The sequence below is a fragment of the Streptomyces sp. NPDC058653 genome (assembly GCF_042716895.1).
Lineage (GTDB): Bacteria > Actinomycetota > Actinomycetes > Streptomycetales > Streptomycetaceae > Streptomyces.
Genome location: NZ_JBHXRM010000003.1, coordinates 95,908 through 119,461 on the forward strand (window position 1 = coordinate 95,908; position 23,554 = coordinate 119,461).

The window sequence follows — 23,554 nt, forward strand, 5'->3', positions numbered from 1 at the left end:
GGTGTCACCCCCAGGACCCCGGCGGGCTCCGTACGTCTCCGGCGCCGGCGCCGGAGCCCCCGCCTCCTCAGGAAGCGGACGGAAGCGGCCCCGTCGTCGGCACGGCCAGGTCGGGGCTGCGCTTGGTCTCGTCGTCGCACCGGTAGCCGCGCGCTCCGTACTCCCCGGGGCCGCCCAGCACCACCGAACCGTCCGTCGCCGCGCCCTCGACGAGCGTGCACACGATCTGCGCCAGCGCGGCCGTCGGCAGGTCCTCGGGCTGGCGGTTCAGCCGCAGTGTGCCGAGCGGGTCGCCCGCCCGCGCCTCGGAGAGGCTCAGCGGCCCCCGTACGTACGTCGAGAAGCCCGCCTCCTGCTCCGTGGACGACGGCTGCTCCTCCAACTCGTCCACCAGCGCCTGGGCCACCTGCAGACGGTCACCGAGCTTCTTGTCCGGAGGCAGGGCCGCCGTGCGCTCCACCGCCACCAGCCCGGACCCGCACACCAGATAGACCCTGACGGCGGCCCCCGGCTGCGCCTGGGTGGTCAGATTGCCCTCGGAGACCTCGCACGGCACCCGTGAGGGCGCGGCGCCCGCGTCCACCGGCACCGTGGTCGTCCTGATGCCGCAGCCGCTCAGGGCGCCCGCCAGCGCGAGCGTTCCCGCGAGTACGGCGAGGACCCGGCCGGCCGGTGTTCTCGACCTCACTGCGTCTCGCCTCCCTCTGGCCCCGCGCCGCCGTGCCCGTCCTCGTCGTCGATCTCCTCCGAGTCGTCGCGCGGCAGCGTCAGCACGAACACGGCCCCGCCGTCGGGGGCGTTGGCGGCGGTGATGTCGCCTCCGTGGATGTGCGCGTTCTCCATCGCGATGGAGAGCCCCAGGCCGCTGCCCTCCGACCTCGGCCGTGACGCGCTGGCCTTGTAGAAGCGGTCGAACACGTGCGGCAGTACGTCCTCCGGGATGCCCGGCCCGTTGTCGCGTACCTCGATGACCAGCTCGCGGCCGACGGCGCGCACCGAGACCCGTACCGGCGAACCGCCGTGCTTGAGCGCGTTGCCGATCAGATTCGCCAGGATCACATCGAGCCTGCGCGGATCGAGACGGACCATCATGCCGCGCTCGGCGTCCAGCTCCACCGCGTCCAGCCAGGCACGCGCGTCGATGCAGGCGGTGACCTGGTCGGCGACGTCGACGTCGTCGAGGACCAGCCGGGCGGTGCCCGCGTCGAAGCGGGTCACCTCCATCAGGTTCTCCACGAGGTCGTTGAGCCTGCGGGTCTCGCTCACCACCAGCGTCACGGCGGGCGCGATCATGGGGTCGAGCGTGTCCGCCTCGTCCTCCAGCACCTCGGTCACCGCCGTCAGGGCGGTCAGTGGGGTGCGCAGCTCGTGCGACATGTCGGCGACGAAGCGCCGGCTCGACTCCTCACGCGCGCTCATGTCGTCGATCTTCTTCTGGAGGGAGGCGGCCGCGTTGTTGAACGTCCGCGACAGATCGGCCAGTTCGTCCGTCCCCGACACCCGCAGCCGGGTGTCGAGCTTGCCCTCGCCGAGCTGCCGCGCCGCGTCGCCGAGGCGCTGCACCGGCTTGAGCACGGTCGTGGCCGCCGCCTGCGCCAGCAGCGCGGACCCGACGAGCGCGAGGCCCGTCGCGATCGCCAGCGACCACGCCAGCGCGTTGAGGTCCTCCCGTTCCTGTTCGAGCGAGAGGAACACGTAGCCGGTCGGTCCGCCGCCGACGATCCGGGTGCCGCCGACCAGATACGGCGTCTGTCCGCGCTGGGTGCGCTGCCAGAAGATGTGGTACGGCGAGGTGTTGCCCGACGTCACCTCCTGCCGGTCGTTCACCGCCGTCTGCAACGACTTCGGCACGTCGTCCAGGGTGAACGCGTCCTGGTCGGAGACCCCGGCCACCGGCTTCTTCTCGGCGCGCTCACCGATCAGCAGCACACTGAACCCGGCGCTGCTCTTGGCCATCTGCTGGGCCGTGTACTCGAGTTCGGGCTGCGTCGGCCGCAGCGGGAGCTGCGCGGCCTTGTCCCGCATCTCCTGCTTGAACTCCTTGAGCGCGGCCGTCTGCGTACGGGAGAGCACCGACTCGCGGTTGAGCCAGTACGCGATCCCGGACGCCGAGACGGCGGCGGTCAGCGCGACGGCCCCGAAGACGACGACCAGCCGCAGCCGCAGGCTCGTCCAGCGCAGCCCGGCGAGGAAGGCCCTCTTGCGCGTACTCCGCCCGGCCGTTCCGTCCGCCGCTTCCCCCTGCGTTCCGTCTGCTATGTCCGTTCGGTCCGATCCGTCCATGCTGTCCGACGATCTGGTGGGCGCGGGTTCCTGGCCGCTCACGAAGGCGCGTCCAGCCGGTAGCCCACGCCTCGTACGGTACGGATCAGCGTCGGTGACGAGGGCACGTCCTCGACCTTGGCGCGCAGTCGCTGCACACAGGCGTCGACCAGCCGCGAGTCGCCGAGATAGTCGTGCTCCCACACCAGCCGCAGCAACTGCTGCCGGGACAGGGCCTGGCCGGGCCGCCGGCTCAGCTCCAGCAGCAGCCGCAGCTCGGTCGGCGTGAGCTGGAGATCGTCGCCGTTCTTCGTCACCGTCATCGCGGAACGGTCGATGACCAGGCTGCCGAAGGTCGCGGAATCGGTCGACTCCCGCTCCCCGCGCCGCAGGACGGCACGGATACGGGCGTCGAGCACCCGGCCCTGCACGGGCTTGACCACATAGTCGTCCGCGCCGGATTCGAGTCCGACGACCACATCGATGTCGTCACTGCGCGCGGTCAGCAGGATGATCGGCAGCTGGTCGGTCCGCCTGATCCGACGGCACACCTCGAAACCGTCGATACCGGGCAGCATCACATCCAGAACGATCAGGTCTGGCCGCTGTTCTCGCAGCAGATTCAGGCCGTCCTCTCCCGTCGCCGCAGTGGCCACTCGGTGGCCCTGGCGTGACAACGAGAGTTCGAGGGCCGTGCGGATGGCGTCGTCGTCCTCGATCAGCAACAGGAAAGGCACAGAGGTCATTCTGGCCCATGGGGGGACCACAGTTCGACAGTCGGAGCGCTCCCACAGTTCCGCCACATCACCCGCCAAGATCCAGAACCCCTGTGACAGGCCTGTGACAGTCGGCGGACAGGCCCGAGAAACTGGCCCGGCAATCTCTTTGGCAGACGGAAACAGACAGACTCCACGCCGACGGGGGGCGCGAGATGAACTCACTGCACAGCACGGTCTCAAGCGCAGTAATCACGCGTCTCCACGACGTCGCACGGAGCACCGAGAAGTCCGGCGCCGTGAACGGGCGGGGGTGCGTTCGCGGCGCCGGGCGTCAGCACAGGCCGCCGTACATCGCGGTGGTCGACGCGGCGCGGAAGTCCACGGGGGACGACGCCAAGGGCCGGGGGAACGAGGGCGCGGCGTACGGAGAGGCCACGGGGGAGCGCTCCGCGCGGACGGAGGCGACGGACGCCGAGACGGCGTTCACCGCCTACGTCCAGGAGCGCCGGGCCTCTCTGTACGCCACCGCGTACCACCTGACCGGCGACCGCTTCGAGGCCGAGGACCTGCTCCAGAGCGCGCTCTTCTCCACCTACCGCGCCTGGGACCGGATCAGCGACAAGGCGGCCGTCGGCGGCTATCTCCGCCGCACGATGACCAACCTGCACATCAGCGCGTGGCGCAGGCGCAAGCTCAACGAGTACCCGACGGAGGAGCTGCCGGAGACGGTCGGCGACACCGACGCGATGCGCGGCACGGAGCTGCGCACGGTGCTCTGGCAGGCGCTCTCGCGCCTTCCCGAGACGCAGCGCACGACGCTGGTGCTGCGCTACTACGAGGGCCGCACGGATCCCGAGATCGCGGAGATCCTCGACATCAGTGTCGGCACGGTGAAGTCGAGCATCTGGCGGTCGCTCCGCCGGCTGCGCGAGGACGAGGTCCTCAGCTTCGGCCGTGACGAGGAGGAGTCCTTCGGCGAGCTGGTGGCCTGAAGGCAGCGGGGGGCACGGGGGAGGTAACACCCGGGGGGAATGGGGGAACCGGGGGGAAAGACTGCCGTCTCGGGGGAGACGGCAGGTGTGAATAGGGGGCACGGGGGTGCACCTAGCAGGACCGGACAGGCTGGGGGGCCTGTCCGGTCTTCGCGCGTTCGGGGGGCTTTCGGGGTGGCCGCGCGGCGGGGTGCGGCCGGGGCTTCGGGGTGGCCGGGCATGGCCCGGCGGGCGGGGGCATGTGCGGACTTCGCTGGTTCGGGGGTTCTTCGGGCGCCGACGCCGGGTGTGTGCGGTGAGGTGCGGGCGCGGGCCGCAGGGCCGTCGACCACGGCCGGCTCGACCGGGACTTGTGCGGACTTCGCTGGTTCAGGGGTTCTTCGGGGCGTCCGCGCAGGGGTGTGTGCGGTGACGTGCGAGCGTGGGCCGCAGGTGGTCGAGCCTGGCGAGGTCGACCGGCGCTAGTGCGGTCTTTGCCTGGTCCGGGGGTCCGGTGTGCCCGCGCGGGCGCGGGGCGCGTTTCGGTCCGCCCGGGGGGCTTTCGGGGGATCGCGGGCGGGTGGTCAGTGGGTGGTCTGGGTGGGGCGTGCGGGGGTGGTTGGGCGGGGCTTCGGCGTACGGGGGTGGGCAGTGGACGCCATCGCCGTGGCGATCCGGACCAGCGCCTCGGCCCTTCCGCAGGGATGCGCCCCCAGCGCCGACTGGCGGGCGACGATGCCGCGCTCCGCGCGCATCAGCCGCCAGCCGCGCCGCAGCAGGAACGCCACCGACTTGCGGCCCTCGCGCAGATCCCTCAGCAGCCGCCGGCGGAACGTCGTCGACGGGCGCCCGCGCAGACACAGCGCGTCGGCCAGGACGGACAACTCCTCGCAGCGCGCCACGACATCCGCCGCGAAGATGCCCTCCGCCACGAACACCCCGGCCCCGTCGAGGTCGAGCGGCTCGGTGTCGACGCGCGAGCTGGTGGCGATCGAGTACACCGGGACGGTCGTACGCCCCGTACGGCACAGCTCCTGGATCGCGGCGACCGCCGCGTCCGCGTCCCACGACAGCGGCGAGTCCCAGTCGATGTCCGCGCTGCCGGCGACCAGCGGCAGCGTCGGGTCGTCGCCCTCCTTGTAGAAGTCGTCGAGACGGAGGACGGGCAGGCCCGCGCGGGCGGCGAGCGACGACTTGCCGGAGCCGGAGGGGCCCGCGAGCAGGACGACACGCGCGGAGGCTGTTCGATGGGGACTCACGGCACACCAGTCTGAGGCATACACCCGCGCAGGGGATCCCCGGCTGGGGCGTTGGTATCGAGCGTCACCTCTCAACTACTGTGCGTGTCATTCCCCTTACTCGTCTCCTTCGCGCAGTCAGGAATCCCATGGCACGTCATTCAGCTTCCACCTCCCGCCGCCGGGCGCTGCTGCGCGCCGGGCTGACCGTCACCGCGGCGGGCGCGGCGATCGGGCTCGGCGGCGCCGCCGCGCAGGCGGCCCCGGCCGCGCCCGTGCCCGCCTCCGGCCCCGACAGCGCCCTCGCGGAAGCCGGTGCGGCGGCCGGTGAGGGCCTGGCCGGGGCGCTCGGGCACAGCCTCGCCGGGGGGCTCGGTCCGATCAAGAACCTCCAGCTCAACCCGCTGGCCAAGACGGGCGTCGACCCGCTGGACAACGCCGTCGGCACCCAGATCGCGGACTTCAAGCCGCTGTCCACGGCGACCCTGACGGAATCGGTCACCCAGGGCGGCGGCCTGAAGGACCTGCCGCTGGTCGGGCCGGTGACGGAGCTGCTGCCCGGCTGAGCGCGGTGCCCCCGCTCCGTACGTAGGAAGGCCCGGCCGTCACCGCGACGGCCGGGCCTTCCTACTCAGGGGGGACGGCTCAGTAGCCGGAGCCCGACGCGCCCAGGCTGCCCGTGGGGTGCCAGACGGTCTTCGTCTCCAGGAAGGCCGTCAGCCTGCCGGTGCCGGGGTCGGCGGAGAAGTCCACCGGGTGCGGGCGCACCACCCGCTTGAGGTTGTCCGCCGCCGCGATCTCCAGCTCCTTGGCGAGGCTCTCGTCGGCGCCGTACAGATCGATGCCGTTGACGTCCTGGTGCGACGCGAGCGGCGCGGCCAGTTCGGCCGTACTGCCCGACAGGACGTTGACGACGCCGCCGGGCAGGTCGGAGGTGGCCAGCACCTCGCCCAGGGACAGGGCGGGCAGCGGGGAGCGTTCGCTCGCCACGACGACCGCGGTGTTGCCGGTGGCGATCACCGGGGCGACGACGGAGACCAGGCCGAGGAACGACGAGTCCTGCGGGGCGAGGACCGTCACGACACCCGTGGGCTCGGGCGTGGACAGGTTGAAGAACGGGCCGGCCACGGGGTTCGCGCCGCCCGTCACCTGGCCGATCTTGTCCGTCCAGCCCGCGTACCAGACCCAGCGGTCGACGGTCGCGTCCACGACGGCCGCCGCCTTCGACCGGGAGATGCCCTCGGAGGCGGCGACCTCGGCGGCGAACTGGTCGCGCCGGCCCTCCAGCATCTCGGCGACCCGGTAGAGCACCTGGCCCCTGTTGTAGGCGGTGGCGCCCGACCAGCCGCCGAACGCCTTGCGGGCGGCGGAGACCGCGTCACGCGCGTCCTTGCGGGAGGACCGCGGCGCGTTCGCCAGCCACCTGCCCTTCGAGTCGCTCACCTCGTACACCCGGCCGCTCTCGGAGCGGGGGAACTTGCCCCCGACGTACAGCTTGTAGGTCTTGAAGACGGACAGTCGCTCGGACTCAGACATCGAGATACACCTCCAGGCCGTGGCGACCGCCCTCGCGGCCGTAGCCCGACTCCTTGTAGCCGCCGAAGGGCGAGGTCGGGTCGAACTTGTTGAACGTGTTGGCCCACACCACGCCCGCGCGGAGCCTGTTGGCGACGGCGAGGATGCGGGAGCCCTTCTCCGTCCAGATGCCGGCGGAGAGGCCGTACTGCGTGTTGTTGGCCTTGGCGACCGCCTCGTCCGGGGTGCGGAACGTCAGGACGGAGAGCACCGGGCCGAAGATCTCGTCGCGCGCGACGGTGTGCGCCTGCGAGACATTGGTGAAGAGGGTCGGCGCGAACCAGTAGCCGGACGAGGGGAGTTCGCACTGAGGTGACCAGCGCTCCGCGCCCTCGGCCTCGCCCGCGTCCGCCAGCGTCCTGATACGGGCCAGCTGCTCGGCGGAGTTGATCGCGCCGAGGTCCGTGTTCTTGTCCAGCGGGTCGCCGATACGCAGGGTGGAGAGCCGGCGCTTCAGCGAGTCCAGCAGCTCGTCCTGGACGGACTCCTGGACCAGCAGGCGCGAGCCGGCGCAGCAGACCTGGCCCTGGTTGAAGAAGATGCCCGTGACGATGCCCTCGACGGCCTGGTCGATCGGGGCGTCGTCGAAGACGATGTTGGCGCCCTTGCCGCCGAGTTCGAGGGTGGCCTTCTTGTCCGTGCCCGCGATCTGGCGGGCGATGGCCTTGCCGACGGCGGTCGAACCGGTGAACGCGATCTTGTCGATGTCCTCGTGCCCGACGAGGGCGGCGCCCGTGTCGCCGTACCCGGGAAGGATGTTGACGACGCCGCGCGGCAGCCCCGCCTGGCGGCAGATGTCCGCGAAGAACAGCGCGCTCAGCGGGGTGGTCTCGGCGGGCTTGAGCACCACCGTGTTGCCCGTGGCGAGCGCCGGGGCGATCTTCCACGCGAGCATCAGCAGCGGGAAGTTCCACGGGATGACCTGGCCGGCGACGCCGAGGGGGCGCGGGTTCTGCCCGTAGCCCGCGTGGTCGAGTTTGTCGGCCCAGCCCGCGTAGTAGAAGAAGTGCGCCGCGACCAGGGGGAGGTCGGCGTCGCGGGTCTCGCGGATCGGCTTGCCGTTGTCGAGGGTCTCCAGGACGGCCAGCTCGCGCGAGCGCTCCTGGATGACACGGGCGATCCGGAAGAGGTACTTGGCGCGCTCGGTGCCCGGCAGCGCCGACCACTTCACGAACGCCTTGCGGGCCGCCTTCACCGCCCGGTCGACGTCCTCCACGCCCGCCCGGGCGACCTCGGAGAGGACCTCCTCGGTGGCGGGGGAGACCGTCTTGAAGACCTTGCCGTCGGCGGCGTCGGTGAACTCGCCGTCGATGAACAGGCCGTAGCTCGGCGCGATGTCGACGACCGAGCGCGACTCGGGGGCCGGTGCGTATTCGAAAGCCATCGTGTATCAGTCCACCGTGACGTAGTCGGGGCCGGAGTAGCGGCCGGTGGCGAGCTTCTGGCGCTGCATCAGCAGGTCGTTGAGGAGGCTGGAGGCGCCGAAGCGGAACCAGTGGCTGTCCAGCCAGTCCTCGCCGGCGGTCTCGTTGACCAGCACGAGGAACTTGATCGCGTCCTTGCTGGTGCGGATGCCGCCGGCCGGCTTCACCCCGACCTGGACACCGGTCTGGGCCCGGAAGTCGCGTACGGCCTCCAGCATCAGCAGCGTGTTGGCCGGGGTGGCGTTGACGGCGACCTTGCCGGTCGACGTCTTGATGAAGTCCGCGCCCGCGGCCATGCCGAGCCAGGAGGCGCGGCGGATGTTGTCGTACGTGGACAGCTCGCCCGTCTCGAAGATGACCTTGAGGCGGGCCGCGCCGCACTCGGCCTTCACGGCGACGATCTCCTCGTAGACCTTCAGATAGCGGCCCGCGAGGAACGCGCCCCGGTCGATCACCATGTCGATCTCGTCCGCGCCGGCCGCGACGGCGTCCCGTACGTCGGCGAGCTTCACGGCCAGGGCGGTGCGGCCGGCCGGGAAGGCGGTCGCCACGGAGGCGACCTTCACGGAGCTCCCGGCGAGCGAGGCGACGGCCGTGGCCACCATGTCCGGGTAGACGCAGAGCGCGGCGGTCGTCGGGACGGTGCGGTCGGTCGGGTCCGGGTGCAGGGCCTTGGCTGCCAGCGACCGGACCTTGCCGGGTGTGTCGGCGCCTTCGAGGGTCGTCAGGTCGATCATCGAGATGGCCAGGTCGATGGCGTACGCCTTGGCCGTCGTCTTGATCGAGCGCGTACCGAGCGCTGCGGCGCGCGCCTCCAGGCCGACGGCATCGACGCCGGGCAGCCCGTGGAGGAACCGGCGCAGCGAGCTGTCGGACGCGGTCACGTCAGCGAGGGGGGCACCGCCCACGGCGGAGCCTGTGGGCGAGGGTGCGGTCGTGGGCATGGTCACCAGATGAGCATATCTACGCGCGTAGCAGCATGTACAGGGGGTGTACCGCCGGGCCGCGGGGCCGGCGTGGTGGAGCGCGCGACGGGCGCGGGGGCGGTGCGGGGCGGGAGCCGTGCCCGGGGTGTCGGCCGCGTACGGCAGAATCGAAAGCATGACAAGTCCCGAGCAGCCCTCCGAGCCGGCCTACGCAGAGCGCGTCTTCCGGTCGCCCGCCGCCATCGCGGGCGGTGTGCTGCTGCTCGCTCTCGGCGCGTGGATCGGGATCGACGCGGTGGTCAGGGGCCACGGCAGGACGCCCTGGCTCGCCCTCGCGGGGCTGCTGCTGGCCGTGCCGCTGGTGGTGGCCTTCACCATCCGGCCGGCGGTGTTCGCCAACGACGACCGGCTGCGGATCAGGAACCCGTTCCGCACGATCCTCGTGCCGTGGGCGTCCGTGGCCGACGTCCGGGCCGGATATTCGAGCGAGGTGTTCACCCACGGCGGCGGGAAGTACCAGCTGTGGGCGGTGCCGGTCTCGCTCCGCAAGCGCAAGCGCGCCGCGCGGCGGCAGTCGCAGAGCGCGCACGACGACCCGCACAGCAGGACGTCGGTGAGCGCGGACGTCACGGACACCCGCGCGCGGACGGCCGACGCGGACCACACGGTCGCGGGCCTGCGCGAACAGGCCGAACGCTGCGCGTCGCGACCGGAGGCCCAGGGCGAGGCGCAGGCCCGCTGGGCGTACGAGGTGATCGGCCCGACCCTGGCGGGCCTGGTGGTCCTGGTGGTCCTGCTCGCGACGGGCTGACGGGGGCGGGGGGGTTGCGCGGGCCTGTGCGGGTCGGTCCGGCCGACCCGCCCACGCACTGATTCCCGCGTATCCGCCGTGCGCTGCGGGAGGCCGGTGGGAACGCGGCGCGGGCCGTGAGCCCGCGCCGTCTCGTCCTCGCGGAAGGTGACGACCTCGTCACCGCGTCCGACGTTCGGCAACGGAAAAGGACCCGATGTGCGGGCCGCCTGATTCAGGTGGCCCGGCCCGGCCGGGTGGTGGCGAAGGTGACGAACGCGCTCCACGCGCTGTCGCGGACGTGCAGCACGGGTCCCGCCGTGTCCTTCGAGTCACGGATGCCGACCGTGGAGGAGGCGATGGCGATCTCGACGCAATTGCCGCCGCCCGAGCCGCTGTAGCTGCTCTTGAGCCATGTCGGCTCGACGGGCTTGGCCGTGCCCTTGTCGGTGTTCATACCTCTCCTGCCACGCGCTCGATCAGACGTGCAGACTCCTCCGCGTTCAGAGCCTGCGTGCGCAGCTTGCCATAGCGCAGTCCGAAGGTGCTGACCTTTGCCGCGTCGGTGATCACCCGGCCCACATCCTGGGACTCGATGTAGCCGACGTGGCGATGCTCCAACGTCTCCAGAACAACCATGGACCCGTTGTGCCCGGGATGGAAGCCAATGTCCGCAGGCATGAATTGGATCTCGACGTTCCGCAACGCGCTCTGTCGCAGCAGGTGTTGAAGCTGGGCGCGCATCACGTCACGACCACCCACCATGGTGGTCAGGGCGGCTTCGCCGATGATGAAGGACGCCTCCACCAGCGGTGTCCGGGTGAGCAGTTTCTGGCGGCCGAGCCGTGCTTCGACATGCTGCTCGATGATCTCGTCACCGAGAGGCGGGCAGTGCGCGGTGAAGAGGGCGCGTGCGTAGTCCTCGGTCTGGAGCAGTCCGGGCACCAGGAGCGGTTCGAAGTCGTACCTGCTGATCGCCTCGGTCTCGATCAGCGCGAAGTCCTGGAAGAACGCGGGCAGTTTGGCCAGGTCCACATCGTCCTGGAGGACGGCCAGCGTGCCGCCCGCGTTCAGGGTCGCTTCCGCCGCCTCGGTGAACGCCGTCTGGGCCGGACGCCGGCCCTGCTCGATCGAGGCGACCAACTCGACGGAGTAGCCCAGCGTGTGGGCGAGTTCCTGCTGGGTCAGGCCCGCTCTGTCGCGATGCAGCTTGAGCAGTTTTCCGTAACCCACCCAGATGCCGGGCCGGTTGTCTTCTTGCGTCCGCGGCTTCCGCTGGCGGCCGGTTCCCATACGCCTCACACCCCAACGCAGAGATGCACGAATGTAGTTGGCCGTCCAACGCGGGCCGCCGCCGGCCGGTCACGGTTGCCCACCCGTACAACTCGTACTGGTACGAGTCCCTCAGATTCCCGCCGCCCGTGCCACGTCCCGCTTCAGGGACGCGAGCAGTTCCGCCCCCGTTGCCCGTGCCGACGGGAGGGCCTCCCGGGTGGTGACCGGGATCACCGCCTCCAGGTAGCACTTGAGTTTCGGCTCCGTGCCGCTCGGGCGGACGATCACCCGGGCACGGTACGCGCCGTCCAGGTGGTAGCGCAGGCCGTCCGTCGGGGGGAGGCCCGAGGTGCCCGTCGAGAGGTCCTCCGTCGAGGTGACCGTCAGGCCCGCCAGGTCCGTCGGGGGGCGGTCGCGCAGACGGTCCATCGCCGCCGTGATCAGGGACAGGTCCTTCACCCGCGCCGAGAGCTGGTCCGTGGCGTGCAGACCGTGCGCCAGCGCCAGGTCGTCCAGCAGGTCCGAGAGCGTCCGGCCGCGCTCCTTCAGCTCGGACGCCAGCTCCGCGACGAGCAGCGCCGCCGTGATGCCGTCCTTGTCGCGTACGCCGTCGGGGTCGGCGCAGTAGCCGAGGGCCTCCTCGTAGCCGTACCGAAGGCCCTCCACCCGCGCGATCCACTTGAAGCCGGTGAGCGTCTCCTCGTGACCGACACCCGCCGCCTCCGCGATCCGGCCGAGCAGCGACGACGACACGATCGACTCGGCGAAGACGCCCGTCGCGCCCTTGTCCACCAGGTGCGCGGCCAGCAGGGCGCCCACCTCGTCGCCGCGCAGCATCCGCCAGCCGCTCGCGGCGTCCGCGTCCGGGACGGCCACCGCGCAGCGGTCGGCGTCCGGGTCGTTGGCGATGACGATGTCGGGCGCCGCGCGCCCGGCCGTGGCGAAGGCCAGGTCCATCGCGCCCGGCTCCTCCGGGTTCGGGAAGGCGACCGTGGGGAAGTCCGGGTCGGGATCGGCCTGTTCGGCCACCGGGACGGGCGCGGGGAAGCCGGCCCGGGCGAACGCGGCGTTCAGCGTCTCCGTACCGACCCCGTGCAGCGCCGTGTGGACCACGCGCGCGGTACGGGGCGAACCGGGGCTCAGCACCGCGTCCGTGCGTTCCAGATACGCCGTCAGCACCTCGTCGCCGAGCACCTGCCAGCCGTCCTCCGGGCGTGGCACGGAGCTCAGCGGTCCGACGGCGTCGATCCGGGCCGCGATGTCGCCGTCCATGGGAGGCACGATCTGGGACCCGTCGCCGAGATAGACCTTGTAGCCGTTGTCGCGCGGCGGGTTGTGGCTCGCGGTGACCTCCACCCCGGCCACGGCGCCGAGATGCCGTATGGCGAAGGCCAGCAGCGGGGTCGGCAGCGGACGCGGCAGCACGGCGGCGCGCAGCCCCGCGCCGGTCATCACGGCGGCGGTGTCGCGCGCGAAGTCGGCCGACTTGTGCCGGGCGTCGTAGCCGATGACGACGAGGCCGCCGCCCAGGCCCTCGGCGTGGAGGTACGCCGCCAGCCCGGCCGCGGCGCGGATGACCACCGAGCGGTTCATCCGCATCGGCCCCGCGCCCAGCTCGCCGCGGAGCCCCGCCGTACCGAACTGGAGCGTGCCGCCGAACCGTTCGGCCAGCGCGTCGGTGTCACCGGAGTCGACGAGCTTCCGCAGCTCCTCCCGGGTGTCGCTGTCCGGGTCCTCGGCCAGCCACGCCTCGGCGCGCGCGACGATGTCCTGCTGCACTGTGCGTTTCCCTTCCCTACGCCCGGGGGCCGGCGCGACGGCCGCGCGCGACACCCGGGTCGGACCGTGTCGGCCGGACCCGCGGCCCCGGCCCCGGAGCGGGCCCCGGAGCCGGACCCGTCGCCCGGCTCGGATGCCCCGCCTCAGATGCGTTCAAGCACCCGCGCCAGCAGGGCACCCATCTGGGTGGCCGAGTCACGGCCCGCCTGGAGGACTTCCTCGTGGTTCAGCGGTTCACCCGACAGGCCCGCCGCCAGATTCGTCACCAGCGAGATGCCCAGCACCTCCGCGCCCGCCTCCCGCGCGGCGATCGCCTCCAGCACGGTGGACATGCCGACGAGGTCGCCGCCCATCACCCGGACCATGTTGATCTCGGCGGGCGTCTCGTAGTGCGGGCCGGGGAACTGGACGTACACACCCTCTTCGAGGCCGGGGTCCACCTCCTTGCACAGGGCGCGCAGCCGCGGCGAGTAGAGGTCGGTCAGGTCGACGAAGTTGGCGCCGACGATCGGGGACGCCGCCGTCAGATTGATGTGATCACTGATCAGCACGGGCTGTCCGGGGCGCATGCCCTCGCGCAGCCCGCCGCACCCGTTGGTCAGGACGACGGTCTTGCAGCCGGCCGCCACCGCCGTACGGACCCCGTGCGCGACGGCCGCGACGCCGCGGCCCTCGTAGTAGTGCGTACGGCCCAGGAAGACCAGCGCGCGCTTGTCGGCGATCGCGTAGGAGCGGAGGGACCCGCCGTGGCCCGCGACGGCCGGCGGGGGGAAGCCCGGCAGCTCGGTCACGGGGAACTCGACCTCGGGTGCTCCCAGCGCGGCGACGGCGGGTGCCCAGCCGGAGCCCATCACCAGGGCCACGTCATGGGTCTCGGCGCCGGTGAGTTCGCGCAGGCGCACCGCGGCGGCGGAGGCGGCGGCGTGGGGGTCGGCGGATCCGTCGGCCGAGGCCGGGATAACTGATGCGTTCACGCCGAAGAGCGTAACCGGTCCGGCCCTACGCGCGTAGATGATCGAGCGTACGGTCTTCGGATCGTTGTGTTGTCGTTTCCGACGAACGCGCGGGTCAGCTCCCGTGAACCCGCAGGTCAGACGAGTGCCGCCGGCGCGCTGGCCCGGTCCGTGCGCGCGGAGTGGCGGTTCAGCACGCCCGTTTCCGCAGTTCCATCACATAGTCGTGCGGCGCCCCGGCCGACTCCGCGGCCTCGGCCAGCTCGCCGAGATAGCGCGCGGACGGCAGCCCGCCCTCGTACCCGTTCAGGACGTACAGCCAGGCCGGCTCCTTGCCGTCCAGGGTGTCCACGCGCACCCGCATCCGCCGGTATATGTCGAGACCGACACCCTCCCAGCGGTCCATCGAGTCCTCGTCCATGGGCGCGATGTCGTAGAGCGCCACGAAGACCTGCGAGCGGGGCGCCTCCACGAGGGTGACCAGCGCGCCCTCCCAGCCCATCTGCTCCCCACCGAAGGTGAGCCGCCAGCCGTTGAGCCAGCCGGTGCCCCGCAACGGGGAGTGCGGGGCGCGGCGGGACATCAGCCGCGCGTCGAGGTTGCCGGCGTACGCGGCGTAGAGCGACATGGGGACGAGGGTACGGGAGGTACGCGCGTGCCCGGCGAATCCCGTGGACGCGACCCGTTCGCGGCTCGTTCGCGGCGTACGGGGAGGGACCCGGTCCGAAGCAACTTGAAGAGTGCGGGACAATGGCGTACGTACTGCATCCTCCGGGGACCCCCCGGACTCCCGGCCGGGACGGCAGACGGGTCGGGTCGACAACGCGAGGCGGATTTTTTCGTGACCCGGATCGTGATCATCGGCGGCGGACCCGGCGGATACGAGGCGGCCCTGGTGGCCGCGCAGCTCGGCGCGGAGGTGACCGTCGTGGACCGCGACGGCCTCGGCGGAGCCTCGGTGCTCACCGACTGCGTACCGTCCAAGACCCTCATCGCCACGGCCGAGGTGATGACCACCTTCGACTCCTCCTACGAAGAGCTCGGCATCATCGTCGCCGACGACACCCCGCCCCTCGAACAGGCGGCCCGCGTCGTCGGCGTGGACCTCGGCAAGGTCAACCGGCGGGTGAAGCGCCTCGCGCTCGCCCAGTCGCACGACATCACCGCGTCCGTCACCCGGGCCGGCGCGCGGGTGCTGCGCGGCCGGGGCCGGCTCGACGGCCGGCAGGCCACCGACGGCTCCCGCCAGGTGATCGTGACCTCGGCCGACGGCGAGGAGGAGTCGCTGACCGCCGACGCCGTGCTGATCGCGACCGGCGCGCACCCGCGCGAGATCCCCGACGCGCTCCCCGACGGCAAGCGCATCCTCAACTGGACGCAGGTGTACGACCTGACGGAGCTGCCCGAAGAGCTGATCGTGGTCGGATCCGGTGTCACGGGCGCCGAGTTCGCCGGTGCCTACCAGGCGCTCGGCTCGCGCGTCACGCTCGTCTCCTCCCGCGACCGCGTGCTGCCCGGCGAGGACCCGGACGCCGCCGCCGTACTGGAGGACGTCTTCCGGCGCCGCGGGATGAACGTGATGTCACGCTCCCGCGCCTCGTCCGCCAAGCGCGTCGGCGAACGTGTCGAGGTGACGCTCGCCGACGGCCGGGTCATCACCGGCACGCACTGTCTGATGGCGGTCGGCGCGATCCCGAACGCCGAGGGCATGGGCCTGGAGGAGGCCGGGGTCCGCGTCAAGGACTCGGGCCACATCTGGACCGACCGGGTGTCACGTACGTCCGCCCCCGGGGTCTACGCGGCGGGCGACGTCACCGGGATCTTCGCGCTCGCCTCGGTCGCCGCCATGCAGGGCCGTATCGCGATGTACCACTTCCTCGGCGACGCCGTCGCCCCGCTCGACCTCAAGACCGTCTCGTCCAACGTCTTCACCGACCCGGAGATCGCGACCGTCGGCTACAGCCAGGCGGACGTGGACAGCGGGAAGATCGACGCACGGGTTGTCAAACTGCCGCTGCTGCGCAACCCGCGCGCCAAGATGCAGGGCATCCGGGACGGTTTCGTCAAGATCCTCTGCCGGCCGGGCACCGGGATCGTCGTCGGCGGAGTGGTCGTGGCGCCGCGCGCCAGCGAGCTGATTCATCCCATCTCGATCGCGGTCGACAACAATATGACCGTCGAACAGATCGCAAACGCATTCACTGTGTACCCCTCTCTGTCGGGCTCGATCGCGGAAGTCGCACGTCAGCTGCACAGCCGGAAGCACGAGGACGAGGGTTGAGCCAGGTCATGGGCGTGCGCGGGCCCCGGGACCGCGTCCCCATACCACTTGGCGCCGCGCCGCAACTCCACCTTCCCCATTTCGGCGTGAACCGCTGAAACCAGACGGACGTTGGGGTTACTGTCAGTTTCGTGTTCGCTGCAGAACGTCGCCAGTTAATCCTCGAAATGGTGCGTGCCAACGGAGCCGTGTCGCTCCGTGAGCTCGCCCGCGTCGTCCAGACCTCCGAAGTGACCGTACGGCGGGACGTGCGGGCACTGGAGGCCGAAGGACTCCTCGACCGCCGGCACGGCGGTGCGGTACTGCCGGGCGGATTCACGCGAGAATCCGGCTTTCCGCAGAAATCCCATCTCGCCACGGCGGAGAAGACGGCCATCGCCGATCTCGCCGCGAGTCTCGTCGAAGAGGGCGAGGCCGTGGTGGTCGGCGCCGGTACGACCACGCAGGAGCTGGCCCGCCGGCTCGCGCGGATCCCCGGTCTGACCGTCGTCACCAACTCCCTGCTGGTCGCCCAGGCGTTGGCCCATGCCAACCGGGTCGAAGTCGTCATGACCGGTGGCACGCTGCGCGGTTCCAACTACGCGCTGGTCGGCAGCGGCGCCGAGCAGTCGCTCCAGGGGCTGCGGGTCTCCCGCGCGTTCCTGTCCGGGAGCGGGCTCACCGCGGAGCGCGGGCTCTCCACCTCCAACATGCTCTCGGCCAGTGTCGACCGCGCGCTGGTGCAGGCGGCGGCCGAGGTCGTGGTGCTCGCCGACCACACCAAGCTGGGCACCGACACGATGTTCCAGACGGTGCCGACCGATGTGATCACCCGGCTGGTCACCGACGACCCGCCCCCGCACGACGACCGGGCGGCGACCGAACTCCAGGCGCTCGCCGACCAGGGCGTACAGATCACGGTGGCGGGCGCCGCCGGATCGGGATCGGGCGGTCCCGGGAACGGCGAAGCGGTTCCGCCGGGGCGTCAGCCCCGGCGGGACACCCCGCTGCCGGGCCAGCGCCGTACGCACGGAGGCGGTGGGCCGGGGCCGCAGGCACTGCGCAGCGCGGCGTCGGCCGGGGCGCTCGCCGAGCAGCCGGGGGAGCGTGCGCGGGTCGCGGATCTGCGCCGGCGCTGAGGGGGCGGCGGGCCGCCGCCCAGGGGCGACGGTCCGGGGTGACGGTCCGCTCGGACGGTCCGCTCAGGCGGTCTGTCCGGACGGTTCGCTCAGGCGGTCTGTTCCACGGGCCGCCCCGTGGTGCCGCCCTCGCGGGGACCCCTCAGCCCCGACAGGGTCAGCATCAGCAGCCGGTCGGCCAACTCCGGGTCGTCCGGCGCCTGTTCGGCGGCGAGCGCGATGGCGTTCGTCAGCTGCATCAGGTCGTCGATGGACGTGTCCGTCCGTACGTCCCCGCTCGACTGCGCCCGTACGAGCAGCTGCTCGCCCGCCGTACGGAGCCCCGCGCTGCACTGCGTCAGGGCCGAGCTCCTGTCGTGCGAGGCCGACATGAGCGCGCGCGAGAGGCCCCGGTACTCACCCGCGTGGGTGATGAGCGCGCGCAGCCAGGCCACCAGCGCGTAGCAGGGCCGGTCGGAGCCCGCGAGTTGACGCGAGCGGTCGAGCAGGTCGGCGAGCGCTTCCTGGAAGACCGCGTTCATCAGGGCCTGGCGGGTCGGGAAGTGCCGGTACAGCGTGCCGATGCCGACTCCCGCGCGACGGGCGACATCCTCCAGCGAGGCATCGGTGCCGTGCTCGGCGAACGCGGAACGTGCCTCGCCGAGCACCCGCTCGTAGTTCCGCCGCGCGTCCGCGCGCATGGGCCGGGGCGGCGCGCCGCTGCTGCTCGCCATCGCCGTCCTTCCTGTGGCTTGTGTTCTGTGTGGTCCCAAGGATGCCACCGTGCGGGGGACGGCTCCCCTGGATCGGGCCGGTGCCGACCGGAAACGAGCACCGGGACCTTCACAGTCCGCCGCGGGGCCCCCGGCCGCGTACCACCTACGCCGACGGCCCCGCCGGTGGTGCCCGGCGGGGCCGTGGGGACGAGCGGAGGTCAGTCCTTGATCTCGCAGATCGTCGCGCCCGAGGTGAGCGAGGCGCCGATCTCGGCGGTGAGGCCCTTGATCGTGCCCGACCGGTGGGCGTTGAGGGGCTGCTCCATCTTCATGGCTTCGAGTACGACGACGAGGTCGCCCTCCTCGACCTGCTGGCCCTCCTCGACCGCCACCTTCACGATCGTGCCCTGCATCGGCGAGGCGAGCGTGTCGCCGGACGCCGCCGAGCCGGCCTTCTTCGTGGCGCGGCGCTTGGGACGGGCACCGGCGGCCAGACCCGTGCGGGCCAGGCTCATACCGAGGCTGGAGGGCAGCGAGACCTCCAGGCGCTTTCCGCCGACCTCCACGACGACCGTCTCACGGCCGGGCTCGTCGTCGGTGTCCGCGTCGGCGGGGGTGGTGAAGGCGGGGATGGTGTTGACGAACTCGGTCTCGATCCACCGCGTGTGGATCGTGAACGGGTCGGCGGTGAACGCCGGATCGGCCACCACCGCGCGGTGGAAGGGAATGGCGGTGGCCATGCCCTCGACCTGGAACTCGCCCAGCGCACGCGCCGCGCGCTGGAGGGCCTGCTCCCGGGTGGCGCCGGTGATGATCAGCTTGGCGAGCAGGGAGTCCCACGCCGGGCCGATGACCGAGCCCGTCTCGACCCCGGCGTCCAGGCGCACACCCGGTCCGGTCGGCGGGCGGAAGAGGCTGACGGTGCCGGGCGCGGGCAGGAAACCCCGGCCCGGGTCCTCGCCGTTGATACGGAACTCGATGGAGTGTCCGCGCACCGGCGGGTCGTCGTAGCCCAGTTCCTCGCCGTCGGCGATCCGGAACATCTCGCGCACCAGGTCGATCCCGGTGACCTCCTCGGTGACCGGGTGCTCCACCTGGAGCCGGGTGTTGACCTCCAGGAAGGAGATCGTCCCGTCCGTCCCGACGAGGAACTCGACCGTGCCGGCGCCGACGTAGCCGGCCTCCTTCAGGATCGCCTTCGACGCCGCGTACAGCTCCTCGTTCTGCTCCTTCGTCAGGAACGGGGCGGGCGCCTCCTCCACGAGCTTCTGGTGCCGGCGCTGCAACGAGCAGTCACGGGTGGAGACCACGACCACATTGCCGTGCGTGTCCGCGAGGCACTGCGTCTCGACATGGCGCGGCTTGTCGAGATACCGCTCGACGAAGCACTCGCCGCGTCCGAACGCCGCGACCGCCTCACGCACCGCCGAGTCGTACAGCTCGGGTACCTCCTCCAGCGTGCGGGCCACCTTCAGCCCGCGCCCGCCACCGCCGAACGCCGCCTTGATCGCGATCGGCAGACCGTGCTCCTCGGCGAACGCCACGACCTCGTCCGCGCCCGAGACCGGGTCGGGGGTGCCGGCGACCAGCGGGGCACCCGCGCGCTGCGCGATGTGCCGGGCGGCGACCTTGTCGCCGAGATCCCGGATCGCCTGCGGCGGCGGCCCGATCCACGTCAGACCGGCGTCCAGCACGGCCTGCGCGAACTCCGCGTTCTCCGACAGGAATCCGTAACCCGGGTGCACCGCGTCCGCGCCCGAGTCCTTCGCCGCCTGAAGAACCTTCCCCATGTCGAGATAGCTCGCCGCCGGGGTGTCCCCACCCAGCGCGAACGCCTCGTCGGCCGCGCGCACATGCGACGCGTCCCGGTCCGGATCCGCGTACACAGCCACCGAGCCGATACCGGCATCCCGGCACGCACGAGCAACACGGACAGCGATTTCGCCACGGTTGGCGATGAGCACCTTGCGCACGATGGCTCCCTCCTGGAAACAAGCTGAGTTTAGGGACTGCCGACACGACTCCTCGACCCGTCCCCAGTGGTGAGCTTGCCCACACGCAGTGTGATCCGAGGCCCGCTCAAGTCGCGAAATCCCTTGTGACGCAAGGGTACGCCGGGACTCTTAGCCGCACAGTAATCGCCTCAGGTGGCCAAGGTCTCTGTCAGAGCGCCCCGGCGCGTCTCATGATTCTTTGTTGAGTTCCCACTAACGCCTCTTGGATTCTTTGCCTCTGCCCGGGCCCTTGTCCCGTGGTTTACCGGTGAGTAGCCTTCCCGATGCCGAACGTACTTGGGGTAACAGGGGAAGAGGTGGGTGCCGTGGTGCGCAGACCGGTGGCCTGGGTGGCCGCGATCGTGCTGCTGGTGGAGGCGGTCGGCTTCGTCTTCGTCAACGGTCTGATGGCCACCGTCGTCGACAACCAGCAGATGTCACTCGCCGGACTCGACCCGGACGCCATGTCCACCGGCGCCTGGTCGGCGGGCGTCGCGACCGGCTTCTATCTGGTCGTGTGCGCGGTGCTGCTGGTGCGCGCGGCGATCACGGACCGGGGGTTCGGCCGGGTCGCGAAGCCGGTCCTGATCAGCTGCGCGGTCCTGCACGGGCTGCTCGGCGCGCTGGCGGTGGGTCTGGTGGGCTGGACGGCGTTCCTGTCGATGATGGTGGTGCTGGGGCTGCTCGTGCTGACACTCGTCGCGTACGGCGAGCGGACGGAACCGGCCCCCGAGGGCGCCCCGGCCGAGGCAGGCCCGTCGGCCGCCTGAACACGCGTGCGGGGCCGTGCTCGTGAGGACCGGGCCGCTCATGCCCAGAGATCGGTGATCGTGACGCCGTGCTCGGCCAGCAGTGTGCGCAGCAGCGGCAGCGAGAGCCCGATCACGTTCCCGTGGTTGCCCTCGATCGAGTCGACGAACGGCGCCGAGCGGCCGTCCAGCGTGAACGCCCCCGCCACGTACAGAGGTTCACCCGACGCGACGTACGCCGCGATCTCCGCGTCCGTCGGCTCCCCGAAGCGGACCGTGGTCGAGGCGGTCTCCGAGACGCTTCGGCCGGTCACGGTGTCGATCACACAGTGCCCCGTCCGCAGGACGCCCGCACGGCCGCGCATCGACTTCCACCGTGCCGTTGCCTCCTCGGCGTCGGCGGGCTTGCCGTGGGCCTCGCCGTCCAGCTCCAGCACCGAGTCGCAGCCGACGACCAGGGCGCCCGCGGCCTCGGGCCGTTCGGCGACGGCGGCGGCCTTGGCCTCGGCCAGCACGCGCGCCAGATCGGCGGGCGTGGGGGCCGACAGCGCGTCCTCGTCGACCCCGCTGACGATCACTTCGGGCGCGAGCCCGGCCTGCCTGAGCAGCCCGAGGCGGGCGGGTGAGGCGGAGGCGAGGACGAGGCGGCGGCGCTGATCGGTCATGACGAGCAGGGTAGCCACCCGGCGGCGGTGCGGGGTTCCCGGCCCGTTCCCGTACGCGGCCGGGAGCGGGCGGTGGCGGTGGTGTCAGCGGATGCCGGAGACGATCATCGCGAGGACCATCGCCAGCGCGAGGACGATGCCGGCGCGGCGCATCATCGCCTGCATGTCCCGCATTTCCTGGGGAGGTTCGTTCTCAGGGTCCGACCAGAGCATGCCTTCGATCCTGCGGGCGCGGCGGCGAGAACGCCTGAGTACCCGTACTCAAGCGTCCCCGCGCGCCGGACAGGACCTCGCGTCTGTCGTTCGGATCGGGCCCTAGCCCGGCCAGTACGTGCGTGCCCACGCCCGGGGCCCCGGGCGGCGGTTCTCGTGGCGGGCGATACGGGCCGGGTCCGACCAGCCCGGCGCGGGCGGCGGGCCGCCCGTCCCGCCCGACCCGGCCGCGGCTCCCGCGCGTGCCCGGACCACCGCGAGTGCGGCGGCCAGCTCCTCCGGGGTCGGGTTGCCCCGTACGACCTTGATCATTGCGGCCTCCTACAGAGGGATGTTGCCGTGCTTCTTCGGGGGCAGACTCTCCCGCTTCGTACGCAGCTGGCGCAGGCCCTTCACCAGATGGGCCCGGGTCTGGTGCGGCAGGATGATCGCGTCGACATAGCCGCGTTCGGCCGCGACGTACGGGTTCAGCAGCGTGTCCTCGTACTCCGCGATCAGCGCGGCGCGCGTCGCCTCCTGGTCCTCGGCGGCGGCGATCGTACGCCGGTGCAGGATGTTGACCGCGCCCTGCGCCCCCATCACCGCGATCTGCGCCGTCGGCCAGGCCAGATTGAGGTCGGCGCCCAGATGCTTGGAGCCCATGACGTCGTACGCGCCGCCGAACGCCTTCCGGGTGATCACCGTGATCAGCGGGACGGTCGCCTCCGCGTACGCGTAGATCAGCTTGGCGCCGCGCCGGATGATGCCGCCGTACTCCTGGTCCACACCCGGCAGAAAGCCCGGCACGTCCACGAAGGTGATGACCGGGATGTTGTACGCGTCGCAGGTGCGCACGAACCGCGCCGCCTTCTCCGAGGCGTTGATGTCCAGACAGCCGGCGAACTGCATGGGCTGGTTGGCGACGATGCCGACCGGATACCCCTCGACCCGCCCGAAGCCCGTGATGATGTTCGGCGCGAACATCGCCTGGGTCTCCAGGAATTCGGAGTCGTCCAGCACGTGCTCGATCACGCCGTGCATGTCGTACGGCTGGTTCGCCGAGTCCGGGATGAGGGTGTCCAGCTCCAGGTCCTCGGCGGTGGGCGCCACATCGGCCACCTCCGGGAAGGCCGGCGGCTCGGAGAGGTTGTTCGACGGCAGGTACGACAGGAGCGACTTCACGTACTCGACGGCGTCCTTCTCGTCACCCGCCATGTGGTGCGCGACGCCGGACGTCGTGTTGTGCGTACGCGCGCCGCCCAGCTCCTCGAAGCCGACGTCCTCGCCGGTGACCGTCTTGATCACGTCCGGTCCCGTGATGAACATGTGCGACGTCCGGTCGACCATCACGGTGAAGTCCGTGATCGCGGGGGAGTAGACGGCGCCGCCCGCGCACGGACCCACGATGAGGCTGATCTGCGGGACGACACCCGACGCGTGCACGTTGCGGCGGAAGATCTCGGCGAAGAGGCCGAGGGCGACCACGCCCTCCTGGATACGGGCGCCGCCGCCGTCGTTGATGCCGATGATCGGGCAGCCGGTCTTCAGCGCGAAGTCCATGACCTTGACGATCTTCTCGCCGTAGACCTCGCCGAGTGAACCGCCGAAGATCGTGAAGTCCTGCGAGTAGACACAGACCGGGCGGCCGTCGACCGTGCCGTAGCCGGTCACGACACCGTCTCCGTACGGACGGTTCTTCTCGATGCCGAAGTTGGTGGAGCGGTGCCGGGCGAACTCGTCCAGCTCGACGAACGACCCCTCGTCCATCAGGAGGTCGATCCGCTCGCGGGCCGTCAGCTTGCCCTTGGCGTGCTGCTTCTCCACCGCCCGCGCGGAGCCCGCGTTCGTGGCCTCCTCGATACGGCGCTGGAGGTCCGCGATCCTTCCTGCGGTGGTGTGGCTGTCATCTGTTCCGCGGGCGGTTTCCGGCTCGGACATGGGGATGCGG

24 protein-coding genes are annotated in these 23,554 nt (G+C 71.4%); 6 read left to right on the forward strand and 18 right to left on the reverse strand.

Annotated elements, in window-relative coordinates; translation table 11 throughout:
- Nucleotides 1–67 precede the first annotated feature (67 nt).
- Genes ACFWU9_RS03745 through afsQ1 form a run of 3 tightly spaced genes read right to left on the reverse strand, consistent with a single transcriptional unit; the run spans nucleotide 68 to nucleotide 2,999 of the window.
- Nucleotides 68–688, reverse strand: coding sequence for a hypothetical protein (locus ACFWU9_RS03745; RefSeq protein WP_384314618.1), 621 nt, complete (start codon nucleotides 686–688; stop codon nucleotides 68–70).
- Nucleotides 685–2,424 (reverse strand): ATP-binding protein, encoded by a 1,740-nt coding sequence (locus tag ACFWU9_RS03750; protein WP_384314912.1) that lies wholly within the window; start codon nucleotides 2,422–2,424, stop codon nucleotides 685–687. Before ACFWU9_RS03750 ends, ACFWU9_RS03745 begins: the two co-directional genes overlap by 4 nt.
- Nucleotides 2,322–2,999 carry a two-component system response regulator AfsQ1 gene (afsQ1, locus tag ACFWU9_RS03755; protein WP_023539102.1) on the reverse strand — a complete coding sequence of 226 codons (678 nt, stop codon included), beginning with the start codon at nucleotides 2,997–2,999 and terminating at the stop codon, nucleotides 2,322–2,324. Before afsQ1 ends, ACFWU9_RS03750 begins: the two co-directional genes overlap by 103 nt.
- A 194-nt stretch (nucleotides 3,000–3,193) precedes the next feature.
- Here afsQ1 and ACFWU9_RS03760 point away from each other — a divergent pair, with 194 nt between their 5' ends.
- The gene (locus ACFWU9_RS03760) at nucleotides 3,194–3,973 is read left to right on the forward strand and encodes a SigE family RNA polymerase sigma factor (protein WP_384314620.1); all 780 of its coding nucleotides are present in this window, start codon (nucleotides 3,194–3,196) and stop codon (nucleotides 3,971–3,973) included.
- A gap of 563 nt (nucleotides 3,974–4,536) precedes the next feature.
- Here ACFWU9_RS03760 and ACFWU9_RS03765 read toward each other — a convergent pair.
- Complete coding sequence (locus tag ACFWU9_RS03765) at nucleotides 4,537–5,211, reverse strand: uridine kinase (protein WP_384314622.1); 675 nt, start codon at nucleotides 5,209–5,211, stop codon at nucleotides 4,537–4,539.
- Nucleotides 5,212–5,339: 128 nt separating this feature from the next.
- Here ACFWU9_RS03765 and ACFWU9_RS03770 point away from each other — a divergent pair, with 128 nt between their 5' ends.
- Nucleotides 5,340–5,756 carry a hypothetical protein gene (locus ACFWU9_RS03770; RefSeq protein WP_384314624.1) on the forward strand — a complete coding sequence of 139 codons (417 nt, stop codon included), beginning with the start codon at nucleotides 5,340–5,342 and terminating at the stop codon, nucleotides 5,754–5,756.
- Nucleotides 5,757–5,835: 79 nt separating this feature from the next.
- Here the strand turns inward: ACFWU9_RS03770 and ACFWU9_RS03775 are convergent, their stop codons facing one another.
- The 3 genes from ACFWU9_RS03775 to deoC are packed head-to-tail and all read right to left on the reverse strand — an operon-like array spanning nucleotide 5,836 to nucleotide 9,133.
- Complete coding sequence (locus ACFWU9_RS03775; RefSeq protein ID WP_384314626.1) at nucleotides 5,836–6,726, reverse strand: aldehyde dehydrogenase family protein; 891 nt, start codon at nucleotides 6,724–6,726, stop codon at nucleotides 5,836–5,838.
- A complete protein-coding gene (locus ACFWU9_RS03780; protein WP_384314628.1) occupies nucleotides 6,719–8,149 on the reverse strand; it encodes an aldehyde dehydrogenase family protein in 1,431 nt (476 codons plus the stop codon). Before ACFWU9_RS03780 ends, ACFWU9_RS03775 begins: the two co-directional genes overlap by 8 nt.
- Nucleotides 8,150–8,155: 6 nt before the next feature.
- Nucleotides 8,156–9,133 carry a deoxyribose-phosphate aldolase gene (gene deoC / locus ACFWU9_RS03785; protein ID WP_384314913.1) on the reverse strand — a complete coding sequence of 326 codons (978 nt, stop codon included), beginning with the start codon at nucleotides 9,131–9,133 and terminating at the stop codon, nucleotides 8,156–8,158.
- A 157-nt stretch (nucleotides 9,134–9,290) separates the two neighbouring features.
- Here deoC and ACFWU9_RS03790 point away from each other — a divergent pair, with 157 nt between their 5' ends.
- Nucleotides 9,291–9,926, forward strand: coding sequence for a PH domain-containing protein (locus tag ACFWU9_RS03790; protein ID WP_384314630.1), 636 nt, complete (start codon nucleotides 9,291–9,293; stop codon nucleotides 9,924–9,926).
- A gap of 214 nt (nucleotides 9,927–10,140) precedes the next feature.
- On the opposite strand, the gene ACFWU9_RS03795 is transcribed toward ACFWU9_RS03790, so the two are convergent.
- The 5 genes from ACFWU9_RS03795 to ACFWU9_RS03815 all read right to left on the reverse strand — a co-directional run bounded on the left by ACFWU9_RS03795 (nucleotide 10,141) and on the right by ACFWU9_RS03815 (nucleotide 14,540).
- Nucleotides 10,141–10,362, reverse strand: coding sequence for a DUF397 domain-containing protein (locus ACFWU9_RS03795; RefSeq protein WP_384314631.1), 222 nt, complete (start codon nucleotides 10,360–10,362; stop codon nucleotides 10,141–10,143).
- Nucleotides 10,359–11,198, reverse strand: coding sequence for a Scr1 family TA system antitoxin-like transcriptional regulator (locus ACFWU9_RS03800; protein WP_384314633.1), 840 nt, complete (start codon nucleotides 11,196–11,198; stop codon nucleotides 10,359–10,361). The genes ACFWU9_RS03795 and ACFWU9_RS03800 overlap by 4 nt, the downstream gene beginning before the upstream one ends.
- 111 nt (nucleotides 11,199–11,309) lie before the next feature.
- Nucleotides 11,310–12,959 carry a phospho-sugar mutase gene (locus tag ACFWU9_RS03805; protein WP_384314635.1) on the reverse strand — a complete coding sequence of 550 codons (1,650 nt, stop codon included), beginning with the start codon at nucleotides 12,957–12,959 and terminating at the stop codon, nucleotides 11,310–11,312.
- Nucleotides 12,960–13,102: 143 nt separating this feature from the next.
- The gene (locus tag ACFWU9_RS03810) at nucleotides 13,103–13,933 is read right to left on the reverse strand and encodes a purine-nucleoside phosphorylase (protein WP_384314637.1); all 831 of its coding nucleotides are present in this window, start codon (nucleotides 13,931–13,933) and stop codon (nucleotides 13,103–13,105) included.
- Nucleotides 13,934–14,102: 169 nt separating this feature from the next.
- On the reverse strand, nucleotides 14,103–14,540 hold the full coding sequence (locus ACFWU9_RS03815; protein ID WP_031229841.1) for a gamma-glutamylcyclotransferase: 438 nt from the start codon (nucleotides 14,538–14,540) through the stop codon (nucleotides 14,103–14,105).
- Between the two features lie 213 nt (nucleotides 14,541–14,753).
- On the opposite strand from ACFWU9_RS03815, the gene ACFWU9_RS03820 reads away from it, so the two are divergent.
- Nucleotides 14,754–16,193, forward strand: a complete 1,440-nt coding sequence (locus tag ACFWU9_RS03820) for an NAD(P)H-quinone dehydrogenase (protein WP_384314639.1) — start codon at nucleotides 14,754–14,756, stop codon at nucleotides 16,191–16,193.
- A 167-nt stretch (nucleotides 16,194–16,360) separates the two neighbouring features.
- Nucleotides 16,361–17,311, forward strand: coding sequence for a DeoR/GlpR family DNA-binding transcription regulator (locus ACFWU9_RS03825; protein WP_384314914.1), 951 nt, complete (start codon nucleotides 16,361–16,363; stop codon nucleotides 17,309–17,311).
- Between the two features lie 89 nt (nucleotides 17,312–17,400).
- Here the strand turns inward: ACFWU9_RS03825 and ACFWU9_RS03830 are convergent, their stop codons facing one another.
- Both ACFWU9_RS03830 and ACFWU9_RS03835 read right to left on the reverse strand, forming a co-directional pair.
- Entirely contained in the window at nucleotides 17,401–18,024 is a 624-nt protein-coding gene (locus ACFWU9_RS03830) for a TetR/AcrR family transcriptional regulator (RefSeq protein WP_384314640.1), read from the reverse strand.
- A gap of 200 nt (nucleotides 18,025–18,224) precedes the next feature.
- Nucleotides 18,225–19,979, reverse strand: coding sequence for an acetyl/propionyl/methylcrotonyl-CoA carboxylase subunit alpha (locus tag ACFWU9_RS03835; protein ID WP_384314642.1), 1,755 nt, complete (start codon nucleotides 19,977–19,979; stop codon nucleotides 18,225–18,227).
- A 338-nt stretch (nucleotides 19,980–20,317) separates the two neighbouring features.
- Here ACFWU9_RS03835 and ACFWU9_RS03840 point away from each other — a divergent pair, with 338 nt between their 5' ends.
- Nucleotides 20,318–20,770, forward strand: coding sequence for a hypothetical protein (locus tag ACFWU9_RS03840; RefSeq protein ID WP_384314915.1), 453 nt, complete (start codon nucleotides 20,318–20,320; stop codon nucleotides 20,768–20,770).
- Between the two features lie 38 nt (nucleotides 20,771–20,808).
- Here the strand turns inward: ACFWU9_RS03840 and ACFWU9_RS03845 are convergent, their stop codons facing one another.
- From ACFWU9_RS03845 to ACFWU9_RS03860, 4 genes are all read right to left on the reverse strand, one after another.
- On the reverse strand, nucleotides 20,809–21,414 hold the full coding sequence (locus ACFWU9_RS03845) for a nucleoside triphosphate pyrophosphatase (protein WP_384314644.1): 606 nt from the start codon (nucleotides 21,412–21,414) through the stop codon (nucleotides 20,809–20,811).
- An 84-nt stretch (nucleotides 21,415–21,498) separates the two neighbouring features.
- A complete protein-coding gene (mmpB, locus tag ACFWU9_RS03850) occupies nucleotides 21,499–21,627 on the reverse strand; it encodes a morphogenic membrane protein MmpB (RefSeq protein ID WP_384314646.1) in 129 nt (42 codons plus the stop codon).
- 102 nt (nucleotides 21,628–21,729) lie between these two features.
- Nucleotides 21,730–21,939, reverse strand: coding sequence for an acyl-CoA carboxylase epsilon subunit (locus tag ACFWU9_RS03855; RefSeq protein ID WP_384314647.1), 210 nt, complete (start codon nucleotides 21,937–21,939; stop codon nucleotides 21,730–21,732).
- A gap of 9 nt (nucleotides 21,940–21,948) precedes the next feature.
- Complete coding sequence (locus ACFWU9_RS03860; protein ID WP_384314649.1) at nucleotides 21,949–23,544, reverse strand: acyl-CoA carboxylase subunit beta; 1,596 nt, start codon at nucleotides 23,542–23,544, stop codon at nucleotides 21,949–21,951.
- Nucleotides 23,545–23,554 lie beyond the last annotated feature (10 nt).

What these genes read in the sequence shown, in the direction of transcription:
- ACFWU9_RS03760 (WP_384314620.1), top strand. Translation starts at nt 3,194, where the DNA reads ATGAACTCACTGCACAGCACGGTCTCAAGCGCAGTAATCACGCGTCTC.
- ACFWU9_RS03770 (WP_384314624.1), top strand. Translation starts at nt 5,340, where the DNA reads ATGGCACGTCATTCAGCTTCCACCTCCCGCCGCCGGGCGCTGCTGCGC.
- ACFWU9_RS03775 (WP_384314626.1), bottom strand. Translation starts at nt 6,726, where the DNA reads ATGTCTGAGTCCGAGCGACTGTCCGTCTTCAAGACCTACAAGCTGTAC.
- ACFWU9_RS03780 (WP_384314628.1), bottom strand. Translation starts at nt 8,149, where the DNA reads ATGGCTTTCGAATACGCACCGGCCCCCGAGTCGCGCTCGGTCGTCGAC.
- deoC (WP_384314913.1), bottom strand. Translation starts at nt 9,133, where the DNA reads ATGCCCACGACCGCACCCTCGCCCACAGGCTCCGCCGTGGGCGGTGCC.
- ACFWU9_RS03790 (WP_384314630.1), top strand. Translation starts at nt 9,291, where the DNA reads ATGACAAGTCCCGAGCAGCCCTCCGAGCCGGCCTACGCAGAGCGCGTC.
- ACFWU9_RS03795 (WP_384314631.1), bottom strand. Translation starts at nt 10,362, where the DNA reads ATGAACACCGACAAGGGCACGGCCAAGCCCGTCGAGCCGACATGGCTC.
- ACFWU9_RS03800 (WP_384314633.1), bottom strand. Translation starts at nt 11,198, where the DNA reads ATGGGAACCGGCCGCCAGCGGAAGCCGCGGACGCAAGAAGACAACCGG.
- ACFWU9_RS03815 (WP_031229841.1), bottom strand. Translation starts at nt 14,540, where the DNA reads ATGTCGCTCTACGCCGCGTACGCCGGCAACCTCGACGCGCGGCTGATG.
- ACFWU9_RS03825 (WP_384314914.1), top strand. Translation starts at nt 16,361, where the DNA reads ATGGTGCGTGCCAACGGAGCCGTGTCGCTCCGTGAGCTCGCCCGCGTC.
- ACFWU9_RS03830 (WP_384314640.1), bottom strand. Translation starts at nt 18,024, where the DNA reads ATGGCGAGCAGCAGCGGCGCGCCGCCCCGGCCCATGCGCGCGGACGCG.
- ACFWU9_RS03845 (WP_384314644.1), bottom strand. Translation starts at nt 21,414, where the DNA reads ATGACCGATCAGCGCCGCCGCCTCGTCCTCGCCTCCGCCTCACCCGCC.
- mmpB (WP_384314646.1), bottom strand. Translation starts at nt 21,627, where the DNA reads ATGCTCTGGTCGGACCCTGAGAACGAACCTCCCCAGGAAATGCGGGAC.
- ACFWU9_RS03855 (WP_384314647.1), bottom strand. Translation starts at nt 21,939, where the DNA reads ATGATCAAGGTCGTACGGGGCAACCCGACCCCGGAGGAGCTGGCCGCC.
- ACFWU9_RS03860 (WP_384314649.1), bottom strand. Translation starts at nt 23,544, where the DNA reads ATGTCCGAGCCGGAAACCGCCCGCGGAACAGATGACAGCCACACCACC.